The sequence below is a fragment of the Streptomyces sp. ML-6 genome, assembly GCF_030116705.1.
Lineage (GTDB): Bacteria > Actinomycetota > Actinomycetes > Streptomycetales > Streptomycetaceae > Streptomyces.
On the sequence record NZ_JAOTIK010000001.1, the window covers coordinates 4,360,978 to 4,383,527 of the forward strand.

The following is a 22,550-nucleotide window of genomic DNA, read 5'->3' on the forward strand; positions in this document are numbered from 1 at the left end:
GGAGGCGCGGGGTGGAGCCGGTGGGTCAGGTGGTGCGGGGAGCGGCGGCCAGGGCGGTACGGAGGTGGCCGTCGGAGGAGGCCAGCAGGGCGGCGGCGGTGGGGCCGTCGACCTGGCCGAGGATGGTGAGGATGGCGTTCTTCACCTCGCCGTCGGTCGCGGCGAGCGCGGCCTCGATCTCCTCGTCGGACGCCCCGGTGGCCAGCGAGACGATCCGGCGGGACCGGGCGCGCAGCTTCTCGTTGGAGGCGCGGACGTCGACCATCAGGTTCCCGTACGTCTTGCCGAGCCGGATCATCGTGATCGTCGAGATCATGTTGAGGACGAGCTTCTGGGCCGTGCCCGCCTTGAGCCGGGTGGAGCCGGTGAGCAGCTCCGGGCCGACGACGACCTCGATGCCGTGCTCGGCCGCCGCCCCCAGCGCGGAGTTCGCGTTGCAGGACAGCCCGAGCGTCAGGGCGCCCTTGCGGCGGGCGTGTTCGACGGCGCCGATCGCGTACGGCGTGCGGCCGGAGGCGGAGATGCCGACCACGGTGTCGTCGGCGGTGAGGTCCAGGGCGTCGAGGTCGGCGGCGGCCAGCTCCTTGCTGTCCTCGGCGCCCTCGACGGCCTGGACCATGGCGGTGGGGCCGCCCGCAATCAGTCCGACGACCTGGGACGGGTCGGTGTTGAAGGTGGGCGGGCACTCGCTGGCGTCCAGCACGCCGAGCCGGCCCGCCGTGCCCGCGCCCGCGTAGATCAGGCGCCCGCCGCGCGCCATGCGCTCCGCGATGCCGTCGATCGCGGCCGCTATCTCGGGCAGTCGGGCGCCGACGGCGTCCGGGACGGACCGGTCCTCGCCGTTCATGATGCGGGCTGTCTCAAGGGTGCTCAGCCGGTCGATCTCGGCGAGCTCGGGCCGGAACGCCTCGGTGGTGAGCGTTTCGAGCTGGGCGCGCAGATCCCCGTGGTCGTCGGGGCCGGCGGGGGTGAGGTCGGCGATGGAGGTCATGGAGGGTGACTCTGCCTTTTCGGTCTCGGGCTCGTACGGTTCTGCGGATGGGGGGTTCGGGGTGAACGGGTCCGCGTTCGGGGGTGCGAGTGCGGGGTTCGGGGAGGTCGGGGACGGGGGTGCGTGATACAGGGAGCTGGGGACGGGGAGCAGGGGGAGCGGGGGACGGGTCAGCGGGGGCGGGGCGTGTGGCGGTGGGCCAGTGCCTCGTAGGAGGCGGAGAGGGCCGGGGCGGCCGTCTCGTACGTACGCTGTGCCACGCCTATGAACAGGCAGTCGACGACGAGGAGTTGGCTCGTGCGGCTCGACATGGCGGCGGGGCGCAGCTCGCTCTCCCGGGCGGTGGACGTGGTCAGTACGTGGTCGGCGTACTGCGTGACCGGGCCGTCGGGGCGACCGGTGATCGCGACCGTCGTCGCACCGCGGTCGAAGGCGACCCGCAGCGGCTCGATGACGTCGACGGTGGAGCCGGAGTGGGTGATCGCGATGGCCACGTCGCCGGAGCGGAGCTGCACGGCGTTGGTCACCGCCAGGTGCGGGTCCGTGTGGGCGTGCGCGATCAGTCCGATGCGGGCCAGCTTCTGCGCGAGGTCCTGGCCGACGAGGGAGGAGGCGCCCACACCGTAGATGTCGATCCGCCGGGCGGTGGCGGCGGCGGCCACGGCGGCACCGAGCTGGACGGTGTCGAGCCCGGCGGCCGTGTCGGCGAGGGTCTGCTGCTCGTCGTAGGCCAGCTTGGCGACCACGTCGGCGATCGGGTCGTCGACCGCTATGTCCGCGGTGACGGAGGGGGCGCGCCCCGACTGCTGGTGCGCGGCGAGCCCGGCGAGGGCCAGCCGCAGATCGCGGTAGCCGGGATAGCCGAGGAGGCGGGCCGTGCGGACCACGGTCGCCTCGCTGGTGCCGGTGAGTTCGGCGAGACCGGTGACCGTGAGGGCGGCGCAGCCCGCGGGGTCACCGGCGACGGCCTCGGCGACGCGCTGCATGGAGCGGGTCATGGACGGCGCGAGGGTGCGCACCTTGGCCGCGAGGGCCGCCGGGGCGGGCGGGGAGTCGGAGCTGAAACTTTCCTTCAAGTCGTTGGTCACATTTGAAAGATATTTTCATGCGGGTTGCCCGTCAACCCCCCTTTTGAGCCTGTGCCCCGTCGGCGGCGATCCGGCGGGGTCACAGGGGCGCGCCCCAAGGGCGCTTCGGGGGCGCTTCAGGGGTGCTTCGAAGGTGGTCCCGGGAGGGGCTCCCGCTTCGGACAGCGCGGAAACGGCGGGGGCGGGCGCGTGGGGCCTTTCGCGGGCGGAGTGACAATGGGGCCATGGAGATGAACCCCTTGGAACAGGCGTTGCACACGGCCCGTGCACTGGTCATGGCCGATCTCGCCGCAGGTGACGTCGCCGAGGCCGGGATCGTCTCGTTGGTCGAGGACGCGGTGACCCACCGCCGCTGGTGGGTCGAACAGTGGCCCGACGGGGCCTCGTTCGTGGTCGGGCTCGTCGCCCAGGACGTACAGGACGCGCTGCTCGAACGGTACGGGCGGTGGCCGCTCTGCCCGGTCTGCGACGCGGGCGACCCGCACGCCCTCGACGTCGAACCGGAACTGGGCCCGGACCCGCACTGGGTGTGCACCAAGGCGGCCGTGGCCGTGGCGCCGGTCGGTTCGCTCGACGGCATACTGCGTCGGTGACGATCTATATCGACCCGCCTCAGTGGCCGGGACACGGGCGGCTGTGGTCGCACCTGGTCAGCGACGTGTCCTTCGACGAGCTGCACGTCTTCGCGGCGTCCATCGGCTGCCCGCCGCGCGCGTTCGAGCGGGACCACTACGACATACCGGAAGAGCGGTACATGGACGCGGTGCGGGGCGGGGCGAAGGAGATCGGCCCGAAGGAACTCGTCCGCCGGCTCACGGAGGCGGGGCTGCGCCGCCCCAAGGGACGCCCCGCCCCCGGCGCCTGACGGCGGTCCGGGGGCGGGAGAGGGAGAGAGGGGCACTCGGTCGGGCGGACCGGTCAGGCGGTCGAGGGCTTCGCGTCCGCGCACGCCCTCACCGGCGCGTCCGGCGCGTCCGACGACGCCGCGGTGGGCGCCCCCGCCCCCGCCACCCGGCGCGACCTGCCGCCGCCCTGCAACCGCAGCGAGAGCACCACGGCCGCCAGCGCCACCACCGTCATCGCCGCACCGGCCCACGCGGTCGCCGCGAAACCGAAGTCCGCGTCGATCACCGCGCCGCCCAGCCAGGGGCCGCCCGTGTTGCCCAGGTTGAACGCGGCGGTGGTCGTCGCACCGGCCAGCGTCGGCGCGGCACCCGCGACGTTGAACATCCGGGCGTTCAGCGCCGGGGCGGTGTAGAACGACGACAGGCCCAGCAGGAACGAGAGCCCGACCGCGGCGACCTGGTACGAGGCGAACAGCGCCAGCGCGACCAGGAGGACCGTCGAGGCCGCGATGCCGCTCATCAGCACCCCGAAGAGGTGCGCGTCCGCGACCCGGCCGCCGATCGTCGTACCGATCAGCGCCCCGATCCCGAACAGCGCGAGCACCGTCGGCACCCAGCCCGAGTCCAGCCCGGCGACATCGGTCAGCAGCGGGGCCAGGTAGCTGAACGCGCAGAAGACACCGCCCGCGGCGAGTGCCGTGACCACGATCGACAGCCACACCTGCCGGTCGCGGTAGATGCCCAGCTCCTGCCTGATCCGGGGGCGCCGCTCCGGCAGCGGAATGCGCGGGATCAGGGTCGTCACCCCGACCAGGGCCACGGCGGACGCCGCGCCCACGGCCCAGAACGCCGACCGCCAGCCGAAGTTCTCGCCGAGGAACGCCCCCAGAGGTACCCCCAGCACGTTGGCGATCGACAGTCCGCCGATCATCACGGCCATGGCGCGGGCCCGCGCGTTCACCGGCACCATCGCGATGGCGACCGCCGCCCCCACCGCCCAGAACCCGGCACAGGCGAACGCGCTCACCACCCGGGACACGAAGAGCACCTCGTACGTCGGGGCGAGCGCGCCCGCGATCTGGCCGAGGCCGAAGACGGAGATCAGGGCGATCAGCGTGGTGCGGCGCGGCAGTCGGAGCGTGGCCACGGCGAGCAGCGGGGCGCCGATCACCATGCCGATCGCGAAGGCGGATATGAGGAGCCCGGCGCGGGGTATCGACACGTCCATGTCGTCGGCGATGGGCGGCAGCAGTCCGGAGAGCATGAATTCACTGGTCCCCAGGGCGAAGACCGAGAGTCCCAGGACGTACACGGCGAGAGGCATGCGGCGGGAGCGGATGACGGCGGAGTCGGGCATGACAGCTGCCAACAGCGATCGTATGCCGCCGCATTCCCGACGTATCCATGACGTATCGGCAACGTTGCGCCGCTGTTTCCCGCTGACGTTTCGGCTCACGTTTCCGTCGGCGTTCCCGCTGGCGTTTCCGCTGGAGCCTTTCGCTGCTGACGCGCGTCCGTCAGTGGCTGAGCAGCTCCAGCTCGGTCAGCAGGTTCCGCCGGGCCCGCTGCTCCCACCGGTCCGCCCCGTACGGGGTGCGGAACAGCCGGGGCAGTCCGAGCAGCTGGCGCAGCACCGTCGCCCGGCCCTCCCGGAACGCGTCGTCGGGCACGAAGCCGTACTCCTCGCGGACCTGTGCCGTGTAGGCCGCGTAGTGCCGCGGGTCCGCCGCCAGGATTGCCAGGTCAGCGTCGCACAGCACCTCGCCGTCGGTGTCACCGGCCGCCGGGTCGTGGGTGACGGTGAGGCGTACGAGGCGGGCCACCTCGGCCGTGACGGCGTCGGGCACCCCGGCCTCCGGGAGCGCGCGTTCGGCGAGGGCCGCGCTGCGTTCCTCGTTCTCGGACCGGTCGGGCCGGTACACCGCGTCGTGGAACCAGGCGGCGAGGCGTACGGCGTCCGGGTCGGCCGCGTACTCGGCGAGGGTGTCGACGTGGTCGAGCACCGCGACCAGGTGCGCGGTGGTGTGGTACCGCCGCTGCGGCTCGGCCCAGCGCGCCAGCAGGTTGTCGGCGTACGGCGCGGGATCGGGCGCGGCGGCCCCGCTCCGAGTACGGACGAGCACCTCCCGCCAGCGCTCCCGGAGGGAGCCGTGGACACGGTCGGTCCCGTGGGCATCGCCTGCACGCGCACTGTCGCTCATGCGGTCGACCCTATCGGCGAACGCCGGGCCGCCCGGCGGTGATCCGACCCCCGGGGCGTACCGGCGTCCCACTCCCCGGGCCGGGTCTTGTCGGACCGTGGGGCAGTCGCTAGCGTGCGCCCGTGACGGATCTGACGAACCCGGCGAACCGGACGGCTCCGGCCCCGATCCCGGCCTCGGCCCCGATCCCGGCCTCGGCCCGGGCGCCGATGGTGGCCCCGGCCCCGGCGGCGGCTCCGGCGGGGGCTCCGATGGATCTCAACGCGGATCTCGGCGAAGGGTTCGGGCACTGGACTCTCACCGACGACGACGCGTTGCTCGACTGCGTCACCAGCGCCAATGTGGCCTGCGGGTTCCACGCGGGCGACGCCTCCGTGATGCGGCGGGTCTGCGACCGGGCGGCGGCCGGGGGAGTGCGGATCGGCGCCCAGGTCGCGTACCGGGACCTGGCGGGGTTCGGGCGCCGCTCGATGGACGTGCCGCCCGCCGAACTGGCCGCGGAGGTCGCCTACCAGATCGGCGCCCTGCGGGTCTTCGCCGAAGCGGCCGGGTCCACGGTCTCGTACGTCAAACCGCACGGCGCCCTCTACAACCGCGCCGTGTGGGACGACGACCAGGCCGCGGCCGTGATCGAGGGCGTCCGGCTGGCCGGCGGCGGCCTGGCGGTCCTCGGGCTCCCGGGGTCGCGCCTGCTCGACCGTGCCCGGGACGCGGGTCTCACCGCCGTCGAGGAGGCCTTCGCCGACCGCGCGTACACGCCCCGGGGAACGCTGGTCCCGCGCGGCGAGCCCGGCGCGGTGGTGCACGACGAGGACGAGGTCGTACGGCGCAGCGTCGGCATGGCGGTGGACGGGGGCGTCATCGGGGCGGACGGCAGCCGGGTACCGGTCGCGGCGCGCTCGCTGTGCGTGCACGGCGACACCCCCGGCGCGGCGGCGCTGGCGCGCCGGGTCAGGGCGGCGCTGGAGGCGGCGGGCGTGGCCGTACGGGCGTTCACATGACCGCGGACACCGGCACGCCCGCAGATGTCGGTACGGCTAGGGACGTCGGTACGGGTACAGACATTGGTACGGGTACAGACATTGGTACGGGTACGGACGTCGGCACGGGTACGGACGTCGTCCCGGGCGTCGAGGTCCTTCCCGCCGGGCCCGGGGCGCTGCTCGTCGAGCTGTCGTCCGGCGAGCACGCCGAGGCGTTCCACGCCGAACTGCTGCGGCGCCGGGCGCTCGGTGAACTGCCCGCCGTGCGCGAGATCGTGCCCGGCGCCCGCACCGTTCTCCTCGACGGCATCGCCGACCGCACCCCGGCCGGCCGCGCGCGGCTCGTCCGGGAACTCCTCTCCTGGCGGACGCCCCCGCCGCGCCGCGACACCGGCGCGCTCGTCGAGATACCCGTCGTCTACGACGGCCCGGACCTCGCGGACGTCGCGGCGGCCTGGGGCGTCGCCGTCGCCGACGTGCCCCGGATCCACGCGGGGACCGAATTCCGGGTGGCCTTCTGCGGGTTCGCCCCCGGCTTCGGCTACCTCACGGGGCTCCCCGAGCGGTTGCACGTGCCGCGTCGCGCCACCCCGCGCACCCGGGTCCCGGCCGGTGCGCTGGCCCTCGCGGGGGCGTACACCGGCGTGTACCCGCGCCCCTCGCCCGGCGGCTGGCAGATCGTCGGGCGGATGCACGGGCCGGGCGCGCTGTGGGACCCGGCCAGGGAACCGGCCGCGCTGCTGAGTCCCGGGGCCCGGGTGCGGTTCGTCGCGACGGAGGCACGGCCGTGACCGGGGCCGCAGGACCGGACCCGGGCGGGCCCGTGGGACCGGGACGGGCGGGCGTCGCAGGACCGGACCGGGGCGGTCCCGTCGGCACCGTCCGGGTGGTCCGGGCCGGGGCCCTGACCACCGTTCAGGACACCGGCCGCGTCGGCCGGGCACATCTCGGGGTGCCGCGTTCCGGCGCCCTGGACGCCCCCGCCGCCCGCCTCGCCAACCGGCTCGCCGGGAACGGGCCGGACGCGGCCCTGCTGGAGACGACCGCCGACGGCTGCGCGGTCCGCCCGGACCGGCCCGTGCTCGTCGTCGTCGGCGGGGCGCCCTGCCGGGTCACGGTCGACGGGCGGCCCGCGGCCTGGGGCGCGCCCGTGCGCGTACCGGCGGGCGCGGTGCTCGAAGCGGGCCCCGCGACGCAGGGCCTGCGCGGCTATCTGGCGTTCGGCGGCGGCCTGTTGCCGGAACCCGTGCTGGGCAGCAGGTCGGCGGACCTGCTCTCCGGGCTGGGCCCGGCCCCCCTGCGCGACGGCGACGTGCTCCCCCTGGGCCGGGCCCCGGCGGGTCCCCGGGCCGCCGACGCCGTGCCCTGGCCGGCCGCGCCCGCCGAACTCGTCCTGCCACTGTCCCTCGGCCCCCGCCACACCTGGTTCACCGACGACGCGCTGCGCACGCTCACCACGGCCGTGTACCGGGTCTCGCCGCACAGCAACCGGATCGGGCTGCGCACGGAGGGCCCGGCCCTGGAGCGGGCCCGCCCGGGCGAACTGCCCAGCGAGGGGATGGTGCTCGGCGCCGTCCAGGTGCCGCCGGACGGGCGCCCGGTGGTGTTCCTCAACGACCATCCGACGACCGGCGGTTACCCGGTCGTCGGCGTCGTGGACGAAGCCGCGCTCGCGGGCGCGGCACAGGCCGTGCCCGGGACCCGGGTGCGGTTCGTGCCCGGTGCGTTCGTGCGGTGCGCGGCCGGGAAGGCCACAGCCGTCACGAGGGGGCGGGCAGCCCGAAGTGGTCCATGATGATCCGCCTCGTCACGGCGCCGTCGGCGTTGAAGCCGGGGTCGGCGTCGTACGCCGGGGTGTTCCGGCCGACTATCCCCGCGTTCAGCAGTTCCCGCAGCAGCAGGTCGCCGCTGCGCCGTGACTCGCGACGCCGGCCGACGTTGAAGTACGACTCCTCGAACCCGCCCCGGCAGTGCAGGAACTGGAAGGGGTGCTCGGGGCAGTGCGGGACCATGTAGTGCTGCCCGTGCGGGCACTCGCACGCGGGCGTGGTGGCCAGGAACACCGTCTCCACCCGGCCGGGTCCGCCGAAGCGTTCCTCGTAGCGGAACCCGGTGATGTCGCGCGCCAGGTCCGCCACGGCCGTTCCCCGCCCCGGCAGGGCGGCCGCGTCGTGCGTCGCCCAGGACCAGCCGGCCGATTCGCCCTGGGTGCGGGCGGGGTACCCCGCCTCGGCGAGGACGGTGGCCAGTGTGGGCAGGTCCAGGCCCTTGGCGTAGGTGACGAAGGTGCCGGGGGCGATCGGTGCGCCCGCCTCCCGCACCACCTCCCGGGCGAGCGGGGGCGAGGGGAGACCGAAGGCGTCGGCGATCGTCCGCACGAGCCGGTCCTCGTCGTCGTGGTGGTGGTCGAAGCAGTCGTGGTCGTCGTCCGTGTCCGCGGACTCGCAGTACGCCTCGGGGCCGATGAGCCCGGCGGTGAGCAGTTCGGCGGACAGGTGGTCGGGATTCTCGCCGACCCGCTGCCCGACGTCCTCGAAGCTGAAGCCGAGGGTCAGCCGGCCGTCGCGGTAGTAGTCGAACGCGGGCCCGTGCGCCTTCGCGCTGCACGGCTCGGTCACGAAGACCACGAGCTCCGTGCCCTGCGTGCATATCCGCCGGTAGTCGACGCCGTCGTAGTCCTCGATCTCGCCGTTGAGCATGTCGTGCACCGCCCAGGCCCACCCGTCCGCCTCGCCGTGGGCGAGCGGTTCGCGCCGCAGCTCGCGCAGGCCGGTGGTGAGCGCGTCGAGCGACAGGCCGCGGGAGAAGACGATGTTCACCTCGTGGCCGGGAAAGGAACCGTGCATCCAGCTCGTCATGCCGAAGACTTTAGGCACCCCCACTGACAACGACCGCCGCCACCGACAACGCGAGTTGCCGGGAGGCCAACGGGCCTCCCGGCAACTCGCGTTGTCGGTGTGGTCGGTGTGGTCGATGTGGTTCCTTCGGTGTGGCGGCTGGGGTTACGACGCGGCCCGGAACCCCCTCAGCCGCAGCGAGTTGCCGACCACGAAGACCGAGGAGAAGGCCATCGCGGCCCCCGCGATCATCGGGTTGAGCAGTCCGGCCGCGGCGAGCGGCAGGGCGGCCACGTTGTAGGCGAAGGCCCAGAACAGGTTCGTACGGATGGTGCCCAGGGTCTTCCGCGACAGCCGGATGGCGTCCGCGGCGGCCCGCAGGTCCCCCCGCACCAGCGTCAGGTCGCCGGCCTCGATCGCGGCGTCCGTGCCGGTGCCCATCGCCAGGCCCAGGTCGGCCTGGGCGAGCGCGGCCGCGTCGTTGACCCCGTCGCCGACCATGGCGACCGAACGGCCCTCGGCCTGGAGGCGCTTGACGACGTCGACCTTGTCCTCCGGCATGACCTCCGCGTACACCTCGTCGATGCCGACCTCGGCCGCGACCGCCTCGGCCACCGCCCGGTTGTCACCGGTGAGCAGGATCGGGGTGAGCCCGAGGGCCCGCAGCCGGGTGATGGCCTCCGCGCTGGTGTCCTTCACCGCGTCGGCCACCTCCAGGACCGCGCGTGCCTCGCCGTCCCAGGCGACCGCGATGGCCGTCCGGCCCGCGGCCTCCGCCTCGGCCTTCCGGCGGGCCAGCTCCGCCGGGAGGCGGATCTCCCACTCGGCGAGGAGCTGTTCGCGGCCGACGAGGACGGCGTGGCCCTCGACGACGCCCTGGACGCCGAGTCCGGCGATGTTGGCGAAGTCCTCGGGGGTGGGGAGGGCGGTGCCGGTGCGTTCGGCGGCTCCGGCGGCGACGGCCTGGGCGATGGGGTGCTCGGAGGCGTGCTCGAGGGCGCCGGCGAGGCGCAGGACGTCGTTCTCGGTGGTGGTGTCGGTGGTGTGGACGGTGAGGAGGGTCATGCGGCCGGTGGTGACGGTGCCGGTCTTGTCGAGGACGATGGTGTCGACGCGGCGGGTGGTCTCCAGGACCTCGGGGCCCTTGATGAGGATGCCGAGCTGGGCGCCGCGTCCGGTGCCGACCATGAGGGCGGTGGGGGTGGCCAGGCCCAGGGCGCAGGGGCAGGCGATGATCAGTACGGCCACGGCCGCCGTGAACGCCGCGGTCAGACCCGAACCGTTGCCGAGCCAGAAGCCGAGCGTGCCGAGTGCGAGCGCGATGACCACGGGGACGAAGACGGCGGAGATCCGGTCGGCGAGGCGCTGGGCGGCGGCCTTGCCGTTCTGGGCGTCCTCGACCAGCTTCGCCATCCGGGCCAGCTGGGTGTCGGCACCGACCCGGGTGGCCTCCACGACGAGCCGGCCGCCCGCGTTGAGGGTCGCCCCGGTGACGGAGTCCCCGACGCCGACCTCCACGGGCACGGACTCACCGGTCAGCATCGACGCGTCCACGGCCGAGGCGCCCTCGACGACGGTGCCGTCGGTGGCGATCTTCTCGCCGGGACGGACCAGGAACCGGTCGCCGACCTGGAGTTCGGCCGTCGGCACGGTCACCTCGCGGCCCCCGCGCAGCACGGTGACCTCCTTGGCGCCGAGTTCGAGCAGCGCCTTCAGGGCCGCGCCCGCCTTCCGCTTGGAACGGGCCTCGAAGTAACGGCCGGCCAGGATGAAGGCGGTGACGCCGGCGGCGGCCTCCAGGTAGATGTTGCCCGCGCCGTCGCTCCGGCCGATGGTCAGCTCGAAGGGGTGCGTCATGCCGACCATGCCCGCGGTGCCGAAGAACAGCGCCCACAGCGACCAGAGGAACGCGGCCGTGGTGCCGACCGAGATCAGCGTGTCCATCGTCGCCGCGCCGTGCCGGGCGTTGGTGAACGCGGCCTTGTGGAACGGCCACGCGGCGTACGTGACGACCGGGGCCGTCAGGGTCAGCGAGAGCCACTGCCAGTAGTCGAACTGGAGCGCCGGGATCATCGACATCGCGATCACCGGCACGGCGAGCGCGACGGCGGTGAGCAGCCGCTGCCGCAGCGGGCGCAGCTCCTCGGCCCCGTCGTCCCCGGCGGCGGCGGTCCCCGGGGCGTCGTCCCCGGCGCGGGCCGGCGGCGCGGGCTCGTGCGCGGTGTAACCGGTCTTCTCGACGGTGGCGATCAGGTCCTGTACGGAGATGTCCTCGCCCCGGTAGCTGACCTTCGCCTTCTCCGTGGCGTAATTGACGGTGGCCTCGACACCGTCCATCCGGTTGAGCTTCTTCTCGATGCGAGCCGCGCAGGAGGCGCACGTCATGCCGCCGATCGCGAGCTCGACCTCTGCGGTGGTGCCGGTGGCTGTCCCGGTGCCGGTACCGGGGCCGGGTGTGGCGGTGTGCGCGGACACGATGTCCTCCCTGGCGGAGACTTGATACCCCTAGGGGGTATGCATTGCTGACTCATGTATACCCCCCACCCCTATGAATTGCAAGGGTGGAAATGCCGCCGGGGCCCGGAGTGTGCGCGTCTGGCCGCCCGGTGTGCGGCTGACCTCACGTATCTTCGCGTGGCGTTGGGCTGCACAGCCGGCGTACCGGCCCGTAGGCTGGTCATTGGACTAGACCTATTGTCGCTTCCTGGAGGATTGGGATCCCATGAGCAACCGTGCAGTCCTGGAGGTGATCGCTCTCGACGCGGAGGACGCGGTCGCGGCCCAGTCGGGTGGTGCGGACCGGCTGGAGCTGGTCACCGACATGGCGGCGGACGGCCTGACCCCGTCCCGTGCGACCTTCGCGGAGATCCGGGCGGCGGTGGACATCCCGCTGCGGGTGATGCTCAGACTGGCGGACGGCTTCGCGGCCGGTGACATCGAGGAGCTGGTGGCCAGGGCCCGCGAGCTGCGGGAGGCGGGCGCCGAGGAGTTCGTGTTCGGCTTCCTCGACGAGGAGGGGAACCCGGACCTGGTCGCCGTCGAGCGCCTGGTCGCCGAACTGGACGGCTGCCGGTGGACCTTCCACCGGGCGATCGACCGGGCCGCCGACCGGGACGCCCTGCGCAAGCAGCTGGCCGACCTGCCCGGCCTGGACACCTACCTCACCGCCGGTTCGGCGAAGGGCGTCGACGACGGCATCCCGACCCTGCTGGCCGAGGCGGCACGCCAGGGCGAGGCCGGGTACGAGCCGCAGATCCTGGTGGGCGGCGGCCTGCGTCTGGAGCACCTGCCGGAGCTGCTGGCCGCGGGCATCGACGCCGTGCACATCGGCGGCGCGGCCCGCCCGCACGGCTGGTCCGGCCCGGTGGACGCGGCGGCGGTACGGGAGTGGCGCACGGTGCTGGACGCGTGACGGGGCCGGGTGCGTAACGGCGCCGGACGAGCAGACGAGTAACGGTGCCGGACGCGTGACGGGCCGGGCCGGGGGCGTGGCCCCGGTGGGGCCGGGGCCGAGAGCAGCAGCCCCGGCCCCGTACCTCTCAGCTCCCCGGCTCCCGCGCCCCGGCCCCGAGGCCCTGGGATTTTCGGCCCGGTCCCTCTCAGGCCCCCGGTGCCGCCAGCCGGTCCGGCAGCTCCGCCGCATGCACCACGGTCAGCCCCGACACCGCACGCGTCAGTGCCACGTACAGCCGGCGCAGCCCCGTGCGTTCGTCCGGCTCCCCGTCCACCACCGCGGCCGGCTCGTCCAGCACCACGTAGTCGTACTCCAGGCCCTTCGCGAGCGAGGCCGGCACCAGCGTCAGCCGGGACTCGGCGCTCGTCTCCTCGCCCGGGGAGAGATACGCGTGCCCCGCCGCGGTCAGGGCTTCGGCCAGCACCGGAATCCGGGCGTCGGCCGCGATCAGGCCGATCGACCCCTCCCGGGTCAGCGACGCCTCGCACTCCGCGAGCACCGCCGCGTCCAGCTCCGCCGGACCGGCCACCCGCCGCACCTCCAGCGAACCCGGCGACTCACGCACCGACTCCACCGCCGCCAGGCCCGGCGAGATCACCGGCAGCAGCCGCGACGCGTACGCGATCACCTCGCGCGGCACGCGGAAGCCCGCCGTCAGCTCCTCCACCACCGCGTCCGGCTTGCCGAGGTGGTGCAGCGCCTGCGCCCAGCTCTCCGTCGACCACGGCGTGGTGCCCTGCGCGAGGTCGCCGAGCACCGTCGCCGAACCGGTCGTGCAGCGCCGGCCCACCGCCCGGTACTGCATGGGGGACAGGTCCTGCGCCTCGTCGAGCACGACGTGCCCGAGCGAGTGCGTGCGCGCCACCAGGTCGCTCGCCTCGTCGATCAGCACCGCGTCCGCCGCCGACCACTTCGCGGACTTCACGCTCCGGGCGGGCTTCGTCCACAGGATCGCCTTCTGCTCGTCCTCGTCGAGCAGCCCCTCCGCGTGGGCGGCCAGGAACTCCGCGTCCGACAGCAGCCGCAGCACCAGCTTGGCGGGGTCGACGACCGGCCAGATCGCCTTCACGGCCGCCTTCACCGCGGGGTTGCGGGCCACCGCGTTCTGCACCCGGTCGTCGGGGGCCTCGCCGGCCTCCTCCATCCGGACCAGGACGGCGTGCGCGATGCGCTGCGGAAGCGCCTCGTGGGCGGCCCCGTAGCGCATGTCGCGGGCCAGGAGCTCGGTCACGATCTCCGCCAGCTCGTACGCCGGAATCCGCCAGCGCCGCGAGCCGCGCACGACCACGACCGGCTCCGTCGGCGGCGTCACGTGCGAACGGACCGCCCGCCGCAGCACCTCGGCCATCCTGGCGTCGCCCTTGACGACGGCGGCGTCCGCCGGGTCCGTGCCGCGCACCTCGACGCCCGCCCTCGTCACCAGGTCGTCGACGGTCGCCTGCTTCACCTCCAGCTCGCCGAGCGCGGGCAGCACCTGCTCGATGTAGTGCAGGAACGACCGGTTCGGCCCGATGACCAGCGTGCCGGTGCGGGCCAGCCGCTCGCGGTGCGCGTACAGCAGGTACGCGACCCGGTGCAGGCCGACGGCCGTCTTCCCGGTACCGGGACCGCCCTGCACGCACACCGTCCCGCCGAGCCCGCTGCGGACGATCTCGTCCTGCTCGGGCTGGATCGTCGCGACGATGTCCCGCATCGGGCCGACGCGCGGACGTTCGATCTCGGCCTGGAGGAGCTTGCTGGTCTGCTCGGCCTCCGCGGGGTCGCTGAGGTGCTCGTCCTCGTACGCGGTCAGCTCACCGCCGGTGTAGCCGAAGCGGCGGCGCTGCCCGACGTCCTGCGGGTCCTTCCGGGAGGCCCGGTAGAACGGCTGCGAGACCGGCGCGCGCCAGTCGATGACCATCGGGTCGCCGTCGGCGTCGTGGACGTGGCGCCGCCCGATGTAGAACTGCTCCCCCTCCGCACCTTCGGCCAGCTCGCCCCCGACCCGGTGCAGATAGTCCAGGCGCCCGAAGAAGAGCGGCGTGTGGGAGAGGTCGGCGAGCGACTTGATGCGCTCGTCGATCTGGGCCTGCAGGACGGCCGCGTTGACCCAGTTCGCGGTGACGTCGCGGATGTCGAGGGCCTGGGCGTCCTCGCGCATGGCGCGCAGCGCGGAGCGGGACGCGGCGAGATGGGCGCGTTCGCGAGCCAGGGGCTCGGTGGTGTCGTGTTCGTGTTCGTGCGCGGGCACGGTGTTGCCTCCGGCTTTTCGACGCAGGACGGCGGACCGCACCCCGGCCCCGGGCGTCGCTCGGGAACGGTGTGATGCGGTCCGCTCGGGAATCGATCACGGGTGCGCACAGCGGGTGTGCGCACGCTGCCGACCGGTTTCCGTCCGGTCGGCGGCGCTCCCCCGGCTGCCGGCACGGCCCCTCACGGGCCGCCGGTACCACGGTGCGGGAGGCGGGCAGACCGGCGATTGTATCCACCGTCCCCGCGCCGGTCGAACGGGACTCGGCCCTTCCGGCCTCCCCGACTGCCCCAGGCCGTCCCCTACGGGCTCGGCCGCCCCCGCGGGTCGGCATTCTGCATGGTCCGCCGGGCACCCCCCTGCCCACCTGTGGGTCCATCCCGTAGGGGACGGCATGCAACCGGAGGTCTACTCGTGCTGTGCGCCGGTTCAACCCGGGGGCCGATGCCCGCGGGGGTCCGGCGCAGGACCATGGAACACATGAGCACCGTCACCCTGAACCCCAGCAGCACCGGCCCCGCGCACGACATGAGCGCGGCCACCGGTCACCCCCGCACGCACCACTTCGGCGACGCGGTGCGTGCCGTCAAGGTCTTCGTCCGCGCCGCGTTCGGTGTGGTCGTGCTCGGCGAGTACGCCGAGGAGGCGGGCATACGGCGCCGGTCCCGCTGAGTACCGTCCCGACGCCCGGGTGCTGCCGCGGCCTTCGCACTGCTGCACTGCTGCCGCACGCGGCCCGTTTCCCGCACGCCGACCGTTTCCCGTACTTTCCGCACGCGTCCCGTTTCCCCGGACTGGGACGGACGCTCCACGCCACCGCGCCCGCCCCGGCCCGCCTCCGTGCGCCGGTCACCGCCCCGCCCTCCGTACGCCGGTCCCCGGCTCAGCTCCCCGACAGCAGCTCGTCCGCGTCGACAATCCGGTACGCGTACCCCTGCTCGGCCAGGAACCGCTGGCGGTGCGCCGCGAAGTCCTGGTCGATCGTGTCGCGGGCGACCACCGAGTAGAACCGCGCCTCGTGCCCGTCGGCCTTCGGCCGCAGCACCCGGCCGAGCCGCTGCGCCTCCTCCTGGCGCGAGCCGAACGTCCCCGAGACCTGGATGGCGACGGTCGCCTCCGGCAGGTCGATGGAGAAGTTCGCGACCTTCGACACCACCAGGACGTCGAGCTCGCCCCGCCGGAAGGCGTCGAAGAGCTTCTCGCGCTGGGCGTTGCTGGTCTCCCCCTTGATCACCGGGGCGTCCAGGTGCTCGCCCAGCTCGTCGAGCTGGTCGATGTACTGCCCGATGACCAGGGTCTGTTCGCCGCGGTGCCTGCGCACCAGGGCCTCCGTCACCTTCCGCTTCGTCGCGGTCGTCGCACAGAACCGGTACTTCTCCTCGGCCTCGGCGGTCGCGTACGCGAGACGTTCCGAGTCCGTCAGATTGACCCGCACCTCGACGCAGTCGGCCGGCGCGATGTAGCCCTGCGCCTCGATCTCCTTCCACGGGGCGTCGAACCGCTTGGGCCCGATCAGGGAGAAGACGTCCGACTCCCGGCCGTCCTCGCGCACCAGCGTCGCGGTGAGGCCGAGCCGCCGCCGGGCCTGGAGGTCGGCGGTGAACTTGAAGACGGGCGCGGGCAGCAGGTGCACCTCGTCGTAGATCACCAGCCCCCAGTCCCGCGAGTCGAACAGCTCCAGGTGCGGGTAGACGCCCTTCCGGCGGGTCGTCAGCACCTGGTACGTGGCGATGGTGACCGGCCGGATCTCCTTGCGGGTGCCGCTGTACTCGCCGATCTCGTCCTCGGTCAGCGAGGTCCGCTTCACCAGCTCGTGCTTCCACTGCCGGGCCGAGACGGTGTTGGTCACCAGGATCAGCGTGGTCGCCTTGGCCCGGTCCATCGCACCGGCCCCGACCAGCGTCTTGCCCGCCCCGCAGGGCAGCACGACCACACCCGAACCGCCGTGCCAGAACCCCTCGACGGCCTGCTTCTGGTACGGGCGCAGCGCCCAGCCGTCCTCGACGAGGTCGATGCGGTGCGCCTCGCCGTCCACGTAACCGGCGAGGTCCTCGGCGGGCCAGCCCAGCTTCAGCAGGGTCTGCTTGATCTGCCCGCGCTCGGACGGGTGCACGGCCACGGTGTCCGGGTCGATGCGCGCCCCGACCAGCGGCTGCACCTTCTTCGAGCGCAGGACCTCCTCCAGCACGGGCCGGTCGGTGGAGGTCAGCACCAGGCCGTGTACGGGATGCTTGGAGAGCGTGAGGCGGCCGTACCTGGCCATCGTCTCGGCGATGTCGACGAGCAGCGCGTGCGGAACGGGGTACCGCGAGTACTGCACGAGCGCGTCGACCACCTGCTCGGCGTCGTGCCCGGCGGCCCGTGCGTTCCACAGGCCGAGCGGGGTCAGCCGGTAGGTGTGGATGTGCTCGGGCGCGCGCTCCAGTTCGGCGAAGGGCGCGATGGCACGGCGGCAGGCGTCGGCCTGGTCGTGATCGACTTCGAGAAGCAGTGTCTTGTCGCTCTGGACGATGAGAGGTCCGGTCACGCGTGGCCCTTTCTGCTGCGGGGGCGGCCGGGAACAGCCGGGACGACCGGCAACGGCCAAACGTCCAGTGTGCCGCATGAAGGGGACATGGCGCGTGTGTCGTCGCGCACGGGACCGGCCGGCGGCCGTCGCGCCCCTCGGCGCCCTCGACAGCCGCCGGCCGGTCCCGGGGGCCGGGCCGGGGCCCGGGACCGTCGCTCAGGCCGTGGTGTCGTCGGCGAGTTCGGCGACGCCGGTGATCCGGTGCAGGGGGTACGTGCGGATCTCGTCCGCCGTGTGGTCGTACGCCGTGACGAAGCCGCCCTCGACCCGGACCGGGGCGATGACGCGCTGGCTGGCCGCGCCGTCCGCGTTGACGTAGCCGATCCAGAGCGCCGAGCCGGTCATGGCCGCGGCCTGGACGGTGGCGAGGGTCTCGGCGGAGGTCGTGCGGGGCAGCGAGCCGGGCGGGGCAGCGGGGGCGTCGGAGGTTGTGGCGGTGTCCTTGCGGGCCACCGTGGCGGCGGTGTCCCCGGCGCGGATCGCCCGGACCGCCGCGCCGAGCAGCGTGCCGTCCGGCACCGGCGGGCCCTCGGGGACGGGGACGGGGGGTGTGCGGGGCGGGGTGCGGCGGGCCCCCGCGCGGGTGATCAGGACGTCGCCGTCGGCGGACTCGGCGGCCGGGGCGTACCCCATCTCGCGCAGCCCGTCGAGCAGGGACGCGGGGTCGACCTGGGCGGCCAGCACCGTCGGCGCGAGACGGCGCAGGCGCAGGGTGGCCGAACGCCGGTCGGCGAGGATCTCGTTCAGCACGGCCTCGTCGTCGCAGCGCACGTACGAGGAGGCGGCGCCGATCCGCAGGTGGCCGTGGCGGCGGGCGACGTCGTCGATGAGGTAGCTGAGCGGCTGCGGGACGGGTGTGCGGCTGTGGGCGGCGAGGAACGCGTGCAGGTCGGCCGCCGACTGCCCGGCGTCCAGGGCACGGCGCACGGACGCCGGGGTGAACCGGTAGACCGTCGCGCCGCCCTTCGACTCGATGTCCGCGAGGGCGGAGAGCATGTCGGCCAGGGGGCGTTCCAGCGGGCCGGGGGCGACGGCCGTGAGGTCGGCCTGGAGCAGGACGTGGTCCAGCGGCTCCGGGATCAGGGGCGCGAGCAGCGCGGCGGCCTCGGCGGGCCCGGAGCCGAGCAGGGCGCGGGTGTGCGAGGCGAGCGCCCCGCGACCGGTGATGCCGAGGAGTTCGGACTCGTTGAGCGTCCACAGCGCGATGCGCGACCGCAGGTCCGAGCCCCCTTCCGACGGCCCTCCCGAGGGGGTGGGCGCGGCGCCGCGCAGGGGGCGCTCCCAGCGGAGCCGGGCGAGCACGGTCTCCGGGTCGGGGGCGGTGCCCGGTTCGAGGGCGGCGAGGAGCGCGAGGACCCGGTGGCGCACCTCGGGGGCGGCGGAGCGGTCGAGTTCGGGTCCGAGTGCGGACAGGGCCCGGCCCTTGGCGTCCTGGCCGCCGACCAGCCCGGGGGTGCGGGTGGCGGCGAGCCAGGCGGCGGCGAGGGCCACCCACCGTTCCTGGGCGGGGAGTTCGGCCCAGTCGTCGTACGCGGGCGTCGGGGCGTACCGCTCGTCGGCCTCCCCGTCGGAGGCCAGCAGCCCGGCCGCGTAGGCGGTCTCGACCCAGAACGCGGCGACCGGCTCGGGGACTTCGAGGGCGGTGGCCGTCCGCTTCAGGTCCCGGACGCTGAGCCCGCCGGCGCGCAGTATCGGGGGGCCGCCGCCGTTCCAGTTCTTCAGCAGCTCCTCGACGGTGCTCACGGCCAGGAACGCCTGGCCGGCCGCGGCACTGTCCACAGCCTGTGGATCGCGCCGGGCGACCGCCTCCACGGCCGGGGGCCGCGGCTCCGGTACGCGGTGGGCGCGGCCGGCCCGCAGGTGCAGGGCGGCCTCGCGGGGCAGCACCACGGTGCGGGTCGACACGGGCAGCAGCAGCCCCCGGTCGCGCAGCCACCGCACGGGCGGCGTGGGGTTCGGGGTGATCTCCCCGTACGGCGGCCCCCACACCAGCCGGTCCAGTACGGACAGGGCCTCGGCGGGGGCGGTGTCCAGCAGCTCGGCCATCCGGCCCCGGTCGGTGAACAGCCCGGCCAGGGACGCCACGGCGGAGACCGGGTCGTGGGTGGCGGGCAGCCCGGCGGCGGCCAGGATCTCCTGGAGGCGGCCGGGGGACATCCCCGAGGTCGCCTCGGCGACGGTCGGCCCGAGGCCGGTGGGGGAGGGGTGCTGCGGGGACGGGGCGAGGAGTTCGCGCGCGGTGCGCACCAGGCGCAGCCGGTCGTCCTCCCCCCAGACGAGGGCCTGCTCGCGCAGGGTGGCCAGGGCGCCGGGCAGCGCGTCCGTGAGCACCGCGTCCGGGGCAGCGCCGTCCCCGCTCCGGCTCTCGTCGCTCCGGCCGTCGCCGCCGTCCCCGTCGCCGGTGAACAGGCCGAGCAGCGTTTCGTACGGGGCGGGGTCGGGCGCCACCGCCAGGGCCTCGGCGGTCTGCAGGGCGAACTTGTCGAGGTGTTCCAGCGCGCGTACGACGGAGGCGCGGGTGCCGGCTCTCGTCGCGAGCTGGGTGATGTCGCCCGGCACGGGGTTGAGGAGGTCGGGACGGGCACGCAGCAGCCCGGCCAACGACTCGTCGTCCCGGGCGCGGAGGGCTTCGGCGAGCGTCCGCGGTGGTGTGGTCATCCCCATCCGTCCCACGGTAGCCCCCATCCGCCCCGGGAAGGTCGCCATCCGCTCCGGGACGGACGGCTGTCCGGCACCGCCCGTGCCCCGGCGGATGCCCTGACGGACGCCAGGGCCGACGCCACGGCAGTCGTTCGGGACGGGGTCGGGACGCTACCTTCGGTGCAGGGCGGCAGAGGGGAATCGACGCGTGGGGATCGAGAGCGACCAGCTGGTCTACGACTACCTGAGCCGGGTCGGGGACCTGGCCCAGCAGCAACAGCTGTCCTCGGGCGCCCGGATGAGGCTCGTCTCCGAGCTCCGGGGCGAGATCGACCGGCAGCGCGGAAAGCAGTCCGCGGACTCCCCGGCGGCGGTCCGCCGCATCATCGGGAAGCTCGGCACGCCGGACGAACTGGTCGCCGCGGCGGCCGCGTCGGCGGACGGCACGGACACGGCGGATATGGCGGACATGGCAGGCCCGGCGAGTCCGGCGGGCGCGTCGGACCCGGTGAGCGCGACGGATGCGACGGGCACGGCGGACACGGCGGGCGCGGCGGGCCCGGGACGGGACGAGGAACCGACGGAGGAGACGCGAGAGACGGGAGAGACGGGGGAGATGAGAGAGGCGGGGGAGACGGGGACAGGTCCCGCCGTGCCCCGCCCGCGTACGTCCCTCAACTCACCTGCGTCCCTCAACCCCCGCACATCCCCCACCTCACGCACGTCACTCAGCCCGCGCACGTCGTTCAACCCGCGCGCGTCGTTCAAGGAAGCGCTCCGGAAGGCCGGTTCGGGGAGGGCCGTGCCGCGGTCCCGGGCGAAGGAGCCCGACCCCGGGCCGGGGCCCGACGCCGAATCCGCCATCGGCTCGGCGACCGGGCCGGTGCACTCGCCGCCGCACCGGGCCGGTACGGACGAGCTGGGGCCGTCCGGGAGCGAACCCGACTGGTGGCGGATCGAGTCGAGCCCGTTCGGCGACGGCGTCGACGTGCCGGGGTTCGTCGGCGGGGTCGAGATCCCGGCCATGCTGAGGCCGCCCTCGCCGAAGGAGGCGGTGCCGGACCCGCGCGCGGGCGCGGACGACGCGCCGGACGACGAGGGGGCGCCGGACGGGGACGAGGCGCCCGACGTGGGTGAGGCACCCCCGAAGCGCCGCCGCCTCCCCGGGCTCCGCCGTCGGACCCGTGACGCCCCCCGCGAGGAAGGGACGAGCGGTCGCGGCTTCTCCCACCCCCTGCTGCTGCTCGCCGCCGTGCTGCTGGTCGTCGGCGCGGCCCTGGGCAACTGGCTCGCCCTGGCGGGCGGCTGGCTGATCGCGTACAGCTCGCGCACCCTGTCCCGCGCGGAGGCGAAGTGGGCCGCGATGGGGCTGCCGGGCGTGGTCGTGGCGGGCGCCGTCATCTGGCTCTGGGGCCGCACCGAGGGCCGCTGGGGCGAACCCGTCCCGCAAGGTGGACTGGGGGACGCGCTGGGCGGGGTGTGGCCGGTGGTGGTCCGCACGGCCGCGCTGGCCTCGGCGGCGTTCCTGGTGTGGCGGGCGCGGCGGCGCGTGGAGTAGAGGAGGAAGGGGTGGGGGCGAACCGGACCCGGCCGCCCCTCACCCCCTGCCTGCTCCTGCTGCTCCTGCTTCTCCTGCTTCTCCTGCTTCTCCTGCTTCTACTTCTACCTCTACTTCGTCAGGTAGCCCTGGAGCTCGTCGAGGATCTTGTCCGCGGCCGTGTAGCCGATGCCCGCGATCCACAGCCGGTCGTCGACCTTGAAGACCTTGTCGTTCTTGGAGGCCTTCAGCCCCTTCCACAGGCCGCTGTTCATCGTCTTGGTCGTGCCCGCCTTGCCCGGGTCGCCGTAGGTGGAGGTGAAGACGACGTCCGCGTCCGCGAGGTCGATCTTCTCGGGGGACACGTCGTACGAGAAGCCGTCCTTGGCCTTGTCGGTGATCGCGGGGCGGCCCAGGCCCAGGTCGGCGAGGATCGAGCCGATGTAGTTCTGCTTGCCGTAGATGCGGATGTCGGCGCCCTCGACGAAGCGGACGAAGTTGACCTCCGTCTTGGCGGCCTTCTCCTTCCCGCCGATCGCCTCGGTCACCTTCGCGACGTGGGCGTCGTACTCGGCGAGGACCTTCTTCGCCTCGGCCTGCTTGCCGAGCGCCTCCGCGTGCAGCTGGAAGTTGTCCTTCCAGGCCGTTCCGGTGGACTCCGTCATCACGGTGGGGGCGATCTTGCTGAGCTGCTCGTAGCGGTCGCCGTCACGGACCTTGCTGGTGAGGATCAGGTCCGGCTTCAGCGAGGCGACGGTCTCCAGGTTGGGGTTGGCGATCTCGCCGACCTCCTTGATGTCCTTCGTCCGGCTCTCGGGCAGGTAGGACGGGAAGCTCTCCTCCGTCGCCGAGTGCGTCCCGCCGACGGGCTGCACGCCGAGGCTGAGCGCGGAGTCCAGCTCGCCGGTGTCGAGGACCACGACGCGCTTCGGGGCCACGGGGACCTCGATGTCGCCCATGACCGTCTTGATGGTGTGCTTCTTGGCCGCCCCGGAGCCGGCGCCGTCGCCGCTGTCGGAGTCCGAGGAACCGCAGGCGCCGAGCGTGAGCGCGCCGGTCAGGGTGAGGGCGCCGAGGACGAGGCCGCGGCGGCGGATGGAGGTGGGCATGGGGTGCCTTTCGTCGGGGACGGAATGCCGGTCGCGGATGCGCGGGCTCAGGATGTTGGTGCGTGG

18 protein-coding genes are annotated in these 22,550 nt (G+C 74.0%); 8 read left to right on the forward strand and 10 right to left on the reverse strand.

What is annotated here, in order from left to right; translation table 11 throughout:
• Nucleotides 1-25: 25 nt before the first annotated feature.
• Together murQ and OCT49_RS19390 are read right to left on the reverse strand one after the other, a co-directional pair.
• Nucleotides 26-991 (reverse strand): N-acetylmuramic acid 6-phosphate etherase, encoded by a 966-nt coding sequence (gene murQ, locus OCT49_RS19385; protein ID WP_283853118.1) that lies wholly within the window; start codon nt 989-991, stop codon nt 26-28.
• A 170-nt stretch (nt 992-1,161) separates the two neighbouring features.
• Nucleotides 1,162-2,079, reverse strand: coding sequence for a MurR/RpiR family transcriptional regulator (locus OCT49_RS19390; protein ID WP_283853119.1), 918 nt, complete (start codon nt 2,077-2,079; stop codon nt 1,162-1,164).
• A gap of 224 nt (nt 2,080-2,303) precedes the next feature.
• Between OCT49_RS19390 and OCT49_RS19395 the strand changes: the two genes are divergently transcribed.
• Both OCT49_RS19395 and OCT49_RS19400 read left to right on the forward strand, forming a co-directional pair.
• Nucleotides 2,304-2,672: a DUF8819 family protein gene (locus OCT49_RS19395; protein ID WP_283853120.1), complete on the forward strand. Its 369-nt coding sequence runs from the start codon at nt 2,304-2,306 to the stop codon at nt 2,670-2,672.
• Entirely contained in the window at nt 2,669-2,944 is a 276-nt protein-coding gene (locus OCT49_RS19400; RefSeq protein WP_283853121.1) for a DUF4031 domain-containing protein, read from the forward strand. The genes OCT49_RS19395 and OCT49_RS19400 overlap by 4 nt, the downstream gene beginning before the upstream one ends.
• Nucleotides 2,945-2,997: 53 nt before the next feature.
• Here OCT49_RS19400 and OCT49_RS19405 read toward each other — a convergent pair whose 3' ends face one another.
• Nucleotides 2,998-4,248 carry a Cmx/CmrA family chloramphenicol efflux MFS transporter gene (locus OCT49_RS19405; protein WP_283855856.1) on the reverse strand — a complete coding sequence of 417 codons (1,251 nt, stop codon included), beginning with the start codon at nt 4,246-4,248 and terminating at the stop codon, nt 2,998-3,000.
• A gap of 193 nt (nt 4,249-4,441) precedes the next feature.
• Nucleotides 4,442-5,125, reverse strand: a complete 684-nt coding sequence (locus OCT49_RS19410) for an HD domain-containing protein (RefSeq protein ID WP_283853122.1) — start codon at nt 5,123-5,125, stop codon at nt 4,442-4,444.
• A gap of 251 nt (nt 5,126-5,376) precedes the next feature.
• Between OCT49_RS19410 and OCT49_RS19415 the strand changes: the two genes are divergently transcribed.
• Genes OCT49_RS19415 through OCT49_RS19425 form a run of 3 tightly spaced genes read left to right on the forward strand, consistent with a single transcriptional unit; the run spans nt 5,377 to nt 7,903 of the window.
• Nucleotides 5,377-6,126, forward strand: a complete 750-nt coding sequence (locus tag OCT49_RS19415; RefSeq protein ID WP_283855857.1) for a LamB/YcsF family protein — start codon at nt 5,377-5,379, stop codon at nt 6,124-6,126.
• Nucleotides 6,123-6,899 (forward strand): 5-oxoprolinase subunit B family protein, encoded by a 777-nt coding sequence (locus OCT49_RS19420; RefSeq protein WP_283853123.1) that lies wholly within the window; start codon nt 6,123-6,125, stop codon nt 6,897-6,899. Before OCT49_RS19415 ends, OCT49_RS19420 begins: the two co-directional genes overlap by 4 nt.
• Before the next feature lie 32 nt (nt 6,900-6,931).
• The gene (locus OCT49_RS19425) at nt 6,932-7,903 is read left to right on the forward strand and encodes a 5-oxoprolinase subunit C family protein (RefSeq protein WP_283855858.1); all 972 of its coding nucleotides are present in this window, start codon (nt 6,932-6,934) and stop codon (nt 7,901-7,903) included.
• Here OCT49_RS19425 and OCT49_RS19430 read toward each other — a convergent pair.
• Nucleotides 7,869-8,966, reverse strand: coding sequence for a hypothetical protein (locus tag OCT49_RS19430; RefSeq protein WP_283853124.1), 1,098 nt, complete (start codon nt 8,964-8,966; stop codon nt 7,869-7,871). The genes OCT49_RS19425 and OCT49_RS19430 overlap by 35 nt on opposite strands.
• Nucleotides 8,967-9,110: 144 nt before the next feature.
• Entirely contained in the window at nt 9,111-11,420 is a 2,310-nt protein-coding gene (locus OCT49_RS19435) for a heavy metal translocating P-type ATPase (protein WP_283853125.1), read from the reverse strand.
• A gap of 247 nt (nt 11,421-11,667) precedes the next feature.
• Between OCT49_RS19435 and OCT49_RS19440 the strand changes: the two genes are divergently transcribed.
• Nucleotides 11,668-12,357 carry a copper homeostasis protein CutC gene (locus OCT49_RS19440; RefSeq protein ID WP_283853126.1) on the forward strand — a complete coding sequence of 230 codons (690 nt, stop codon included), beginning with the start codon at nt 11,668-11,670 and terminating at the stop codon, nt 12,355-12,357.
• A gap of 187 nt (nt 12,358-12,544) precedes the next feature.
• Here OCT49_RS19440 and OCT49_RS19445 read toward each other — a convergent pair whose 3' ends face one another.
• On the reverse strand, nt 12,545-14,629 hold the full coding sequence (locus OCT49_RS19445; protein ID WP_283853127.1) for a HelD family protein: 2,085 nt from the start codon (nt 14,627-14,629) through the stop codon (nt 12,545-12,547).
• 480 nt (nt 14,630-15,109) lie between these two features.
• Between OCT49_RS19445 and OCT49_RS19450 the strand changes: the two genes are divergently transcribed.
• Nucleotides 15,110-15,301: a hypothetical protein gene (locus tag OCT49_RS19450; protein ID WP_283853128.1), complete on the forward strand. Its 192-nt coding sequence runs from the start codon at nt 15,110-15,112 to the stop codon at nt 15,299-15,301.
• Nucleotides 15,302-15,512: 211 nt separating this feature from the next.
• Here the strand turns inward: OCT49_RS19450 and OCT49_RS19455 are convergent, their stop codons facing one another.
• Together OCT49_RS19455 and OCT49_RS19460 are read right to left on the reverse strand one after the other, a co-directional pair.
• On the reverse strand, nt 15,513-17,156 hold the full coding sequence (locus OCT49_RS19455) for a DNA repair helicase XPB (RefSeq protein WP_283853129.1): 1,644 nt from the start codon (nt 17,154-17,156) through the stop codon (nt 15,513-15,515).
• A 198-nt stretch (nt 17,157-17,354) separates the two neighbouring features.
• The gene (locus OCT49_RS19460) at nt 17,355-19,862 is read right to left on the reverse strand and encodes a helicase C-terminal domain-containing protein (protein ID WP_283853130.1); all 2,508 of its coding nucleotides are present in this window, start codon (nt 19,860-19,862) and stop codon (nt 17,355-17,357) included.
• 184 nt (nt 19,863-20,046) lie between these two features.
• Here OCT49_RS19460 and OCT49_RS19465 point away from each other — a divergent pair, with 184 nt between their 5' ends.
• Nucleotides 20,047-21,396: a hypothetical protein gene (locus OCT49_RS19465; protein WP_283853131.1), complete on the forward strand. Its 1,350-nt coding sequence runs from the start codon at nt 20,047-20,049 to the stop codon at nt 21,394-21,396.
• 110 nt (nt 21,397-21,506) lie between these two features.
• On the opposite strand, the gene OCT49_RS19470 is transcribed toward OCT49_RS19465, so the two are convergent.
• Nucleotides 21,507-22,484 (reverse strand): ABC transporter substrate-binding protein, encoded by a 978-nt coding sequence (locus tag OCT49_RS19470; RefSeq protein WP_283853132.1) that lies wholly within the window; start codon nt 22,482-22,484, stop codon nt 21,507-21,509.
• Nucleotides 22,485-22,550 lie beyond the last annotated feature (66 nt).

Coding starts and splice junctions, on each gene's coding strand:
- murQ (WP_283853118.1), bottom strand. CDS start 991: ATGACCTCCATCGCCGACCTCACCCCCGCCGGCCCCGACGACCACGGG.
- OCT49_RS19395 (WP_283853120.1), top strand. CDS start 2,304: ATGGAGATGAACCCCTTGGAACAGGCGTTGCACACGGCCCGTGCACTG.
- OCT49_RS19405 (WP_283855856.1), bottom strand. CDS start 4,248: ATGCCTCTCGCCGTGTACGTCCTGGGACTCTCGGTCTTCGCCCTGGGG.
- OCT49_RS19410 (WP_283853122.1), bottom strand. CDS start 5,125: ATGAGCGACAGTGCGCGTGCAGGCGATGCCCACGGGACCGACCGTGTC.
- OCT49_RS19415 (WP_283855857.1), top strand. CDS start 5,377: ATGGATCTCAACGCGGATCTCGGCGAAGGGTTCGGGCACTGGACTCTC.
- OCT49_RS19420 (WP_283853123.1), top strand. CDS start 6,123: ATGACCGCGGACACCGGCACGCCCGCAGATGTCGGTACGGCTAGGGAC.
- OCT49_RS19430 (WP_283853124.1), bottom strand. CDS start 8,966: ATGACGAGCTGGATGCACGGTTCCTTTCCCGGCCACGAGGTGAACATC.
- OCT49_RS19440 (WP_283853126.1), top strand. CDS start 11,668: ATGAGCAACCGTGCAGTCCTGGAGGTGATCGCTCTCGACGCGGAGGAC.
- OCT49_RS19450 (WP_283853128.1), top strand. CDS start 15,110: ATGAGCACCGTCACCCTGAACCCCAGCAGCACCGGCCCCGCGCACGAC.
- OCT49_RS19460 (WP_283853130.1), bottom strand. CDS start 19,862: ATGGGGATGACCACACCACCGCGGACGCTCGCCGAAGCCCTCCGCGCC.
- OCT49_RS19470 (WP_283853132.1), bottom strand. CDS start 22,484: ATGCCCACCTCCATCCGCCGCCGCGGCCTCGTCCTCGGCGCCCTCACC.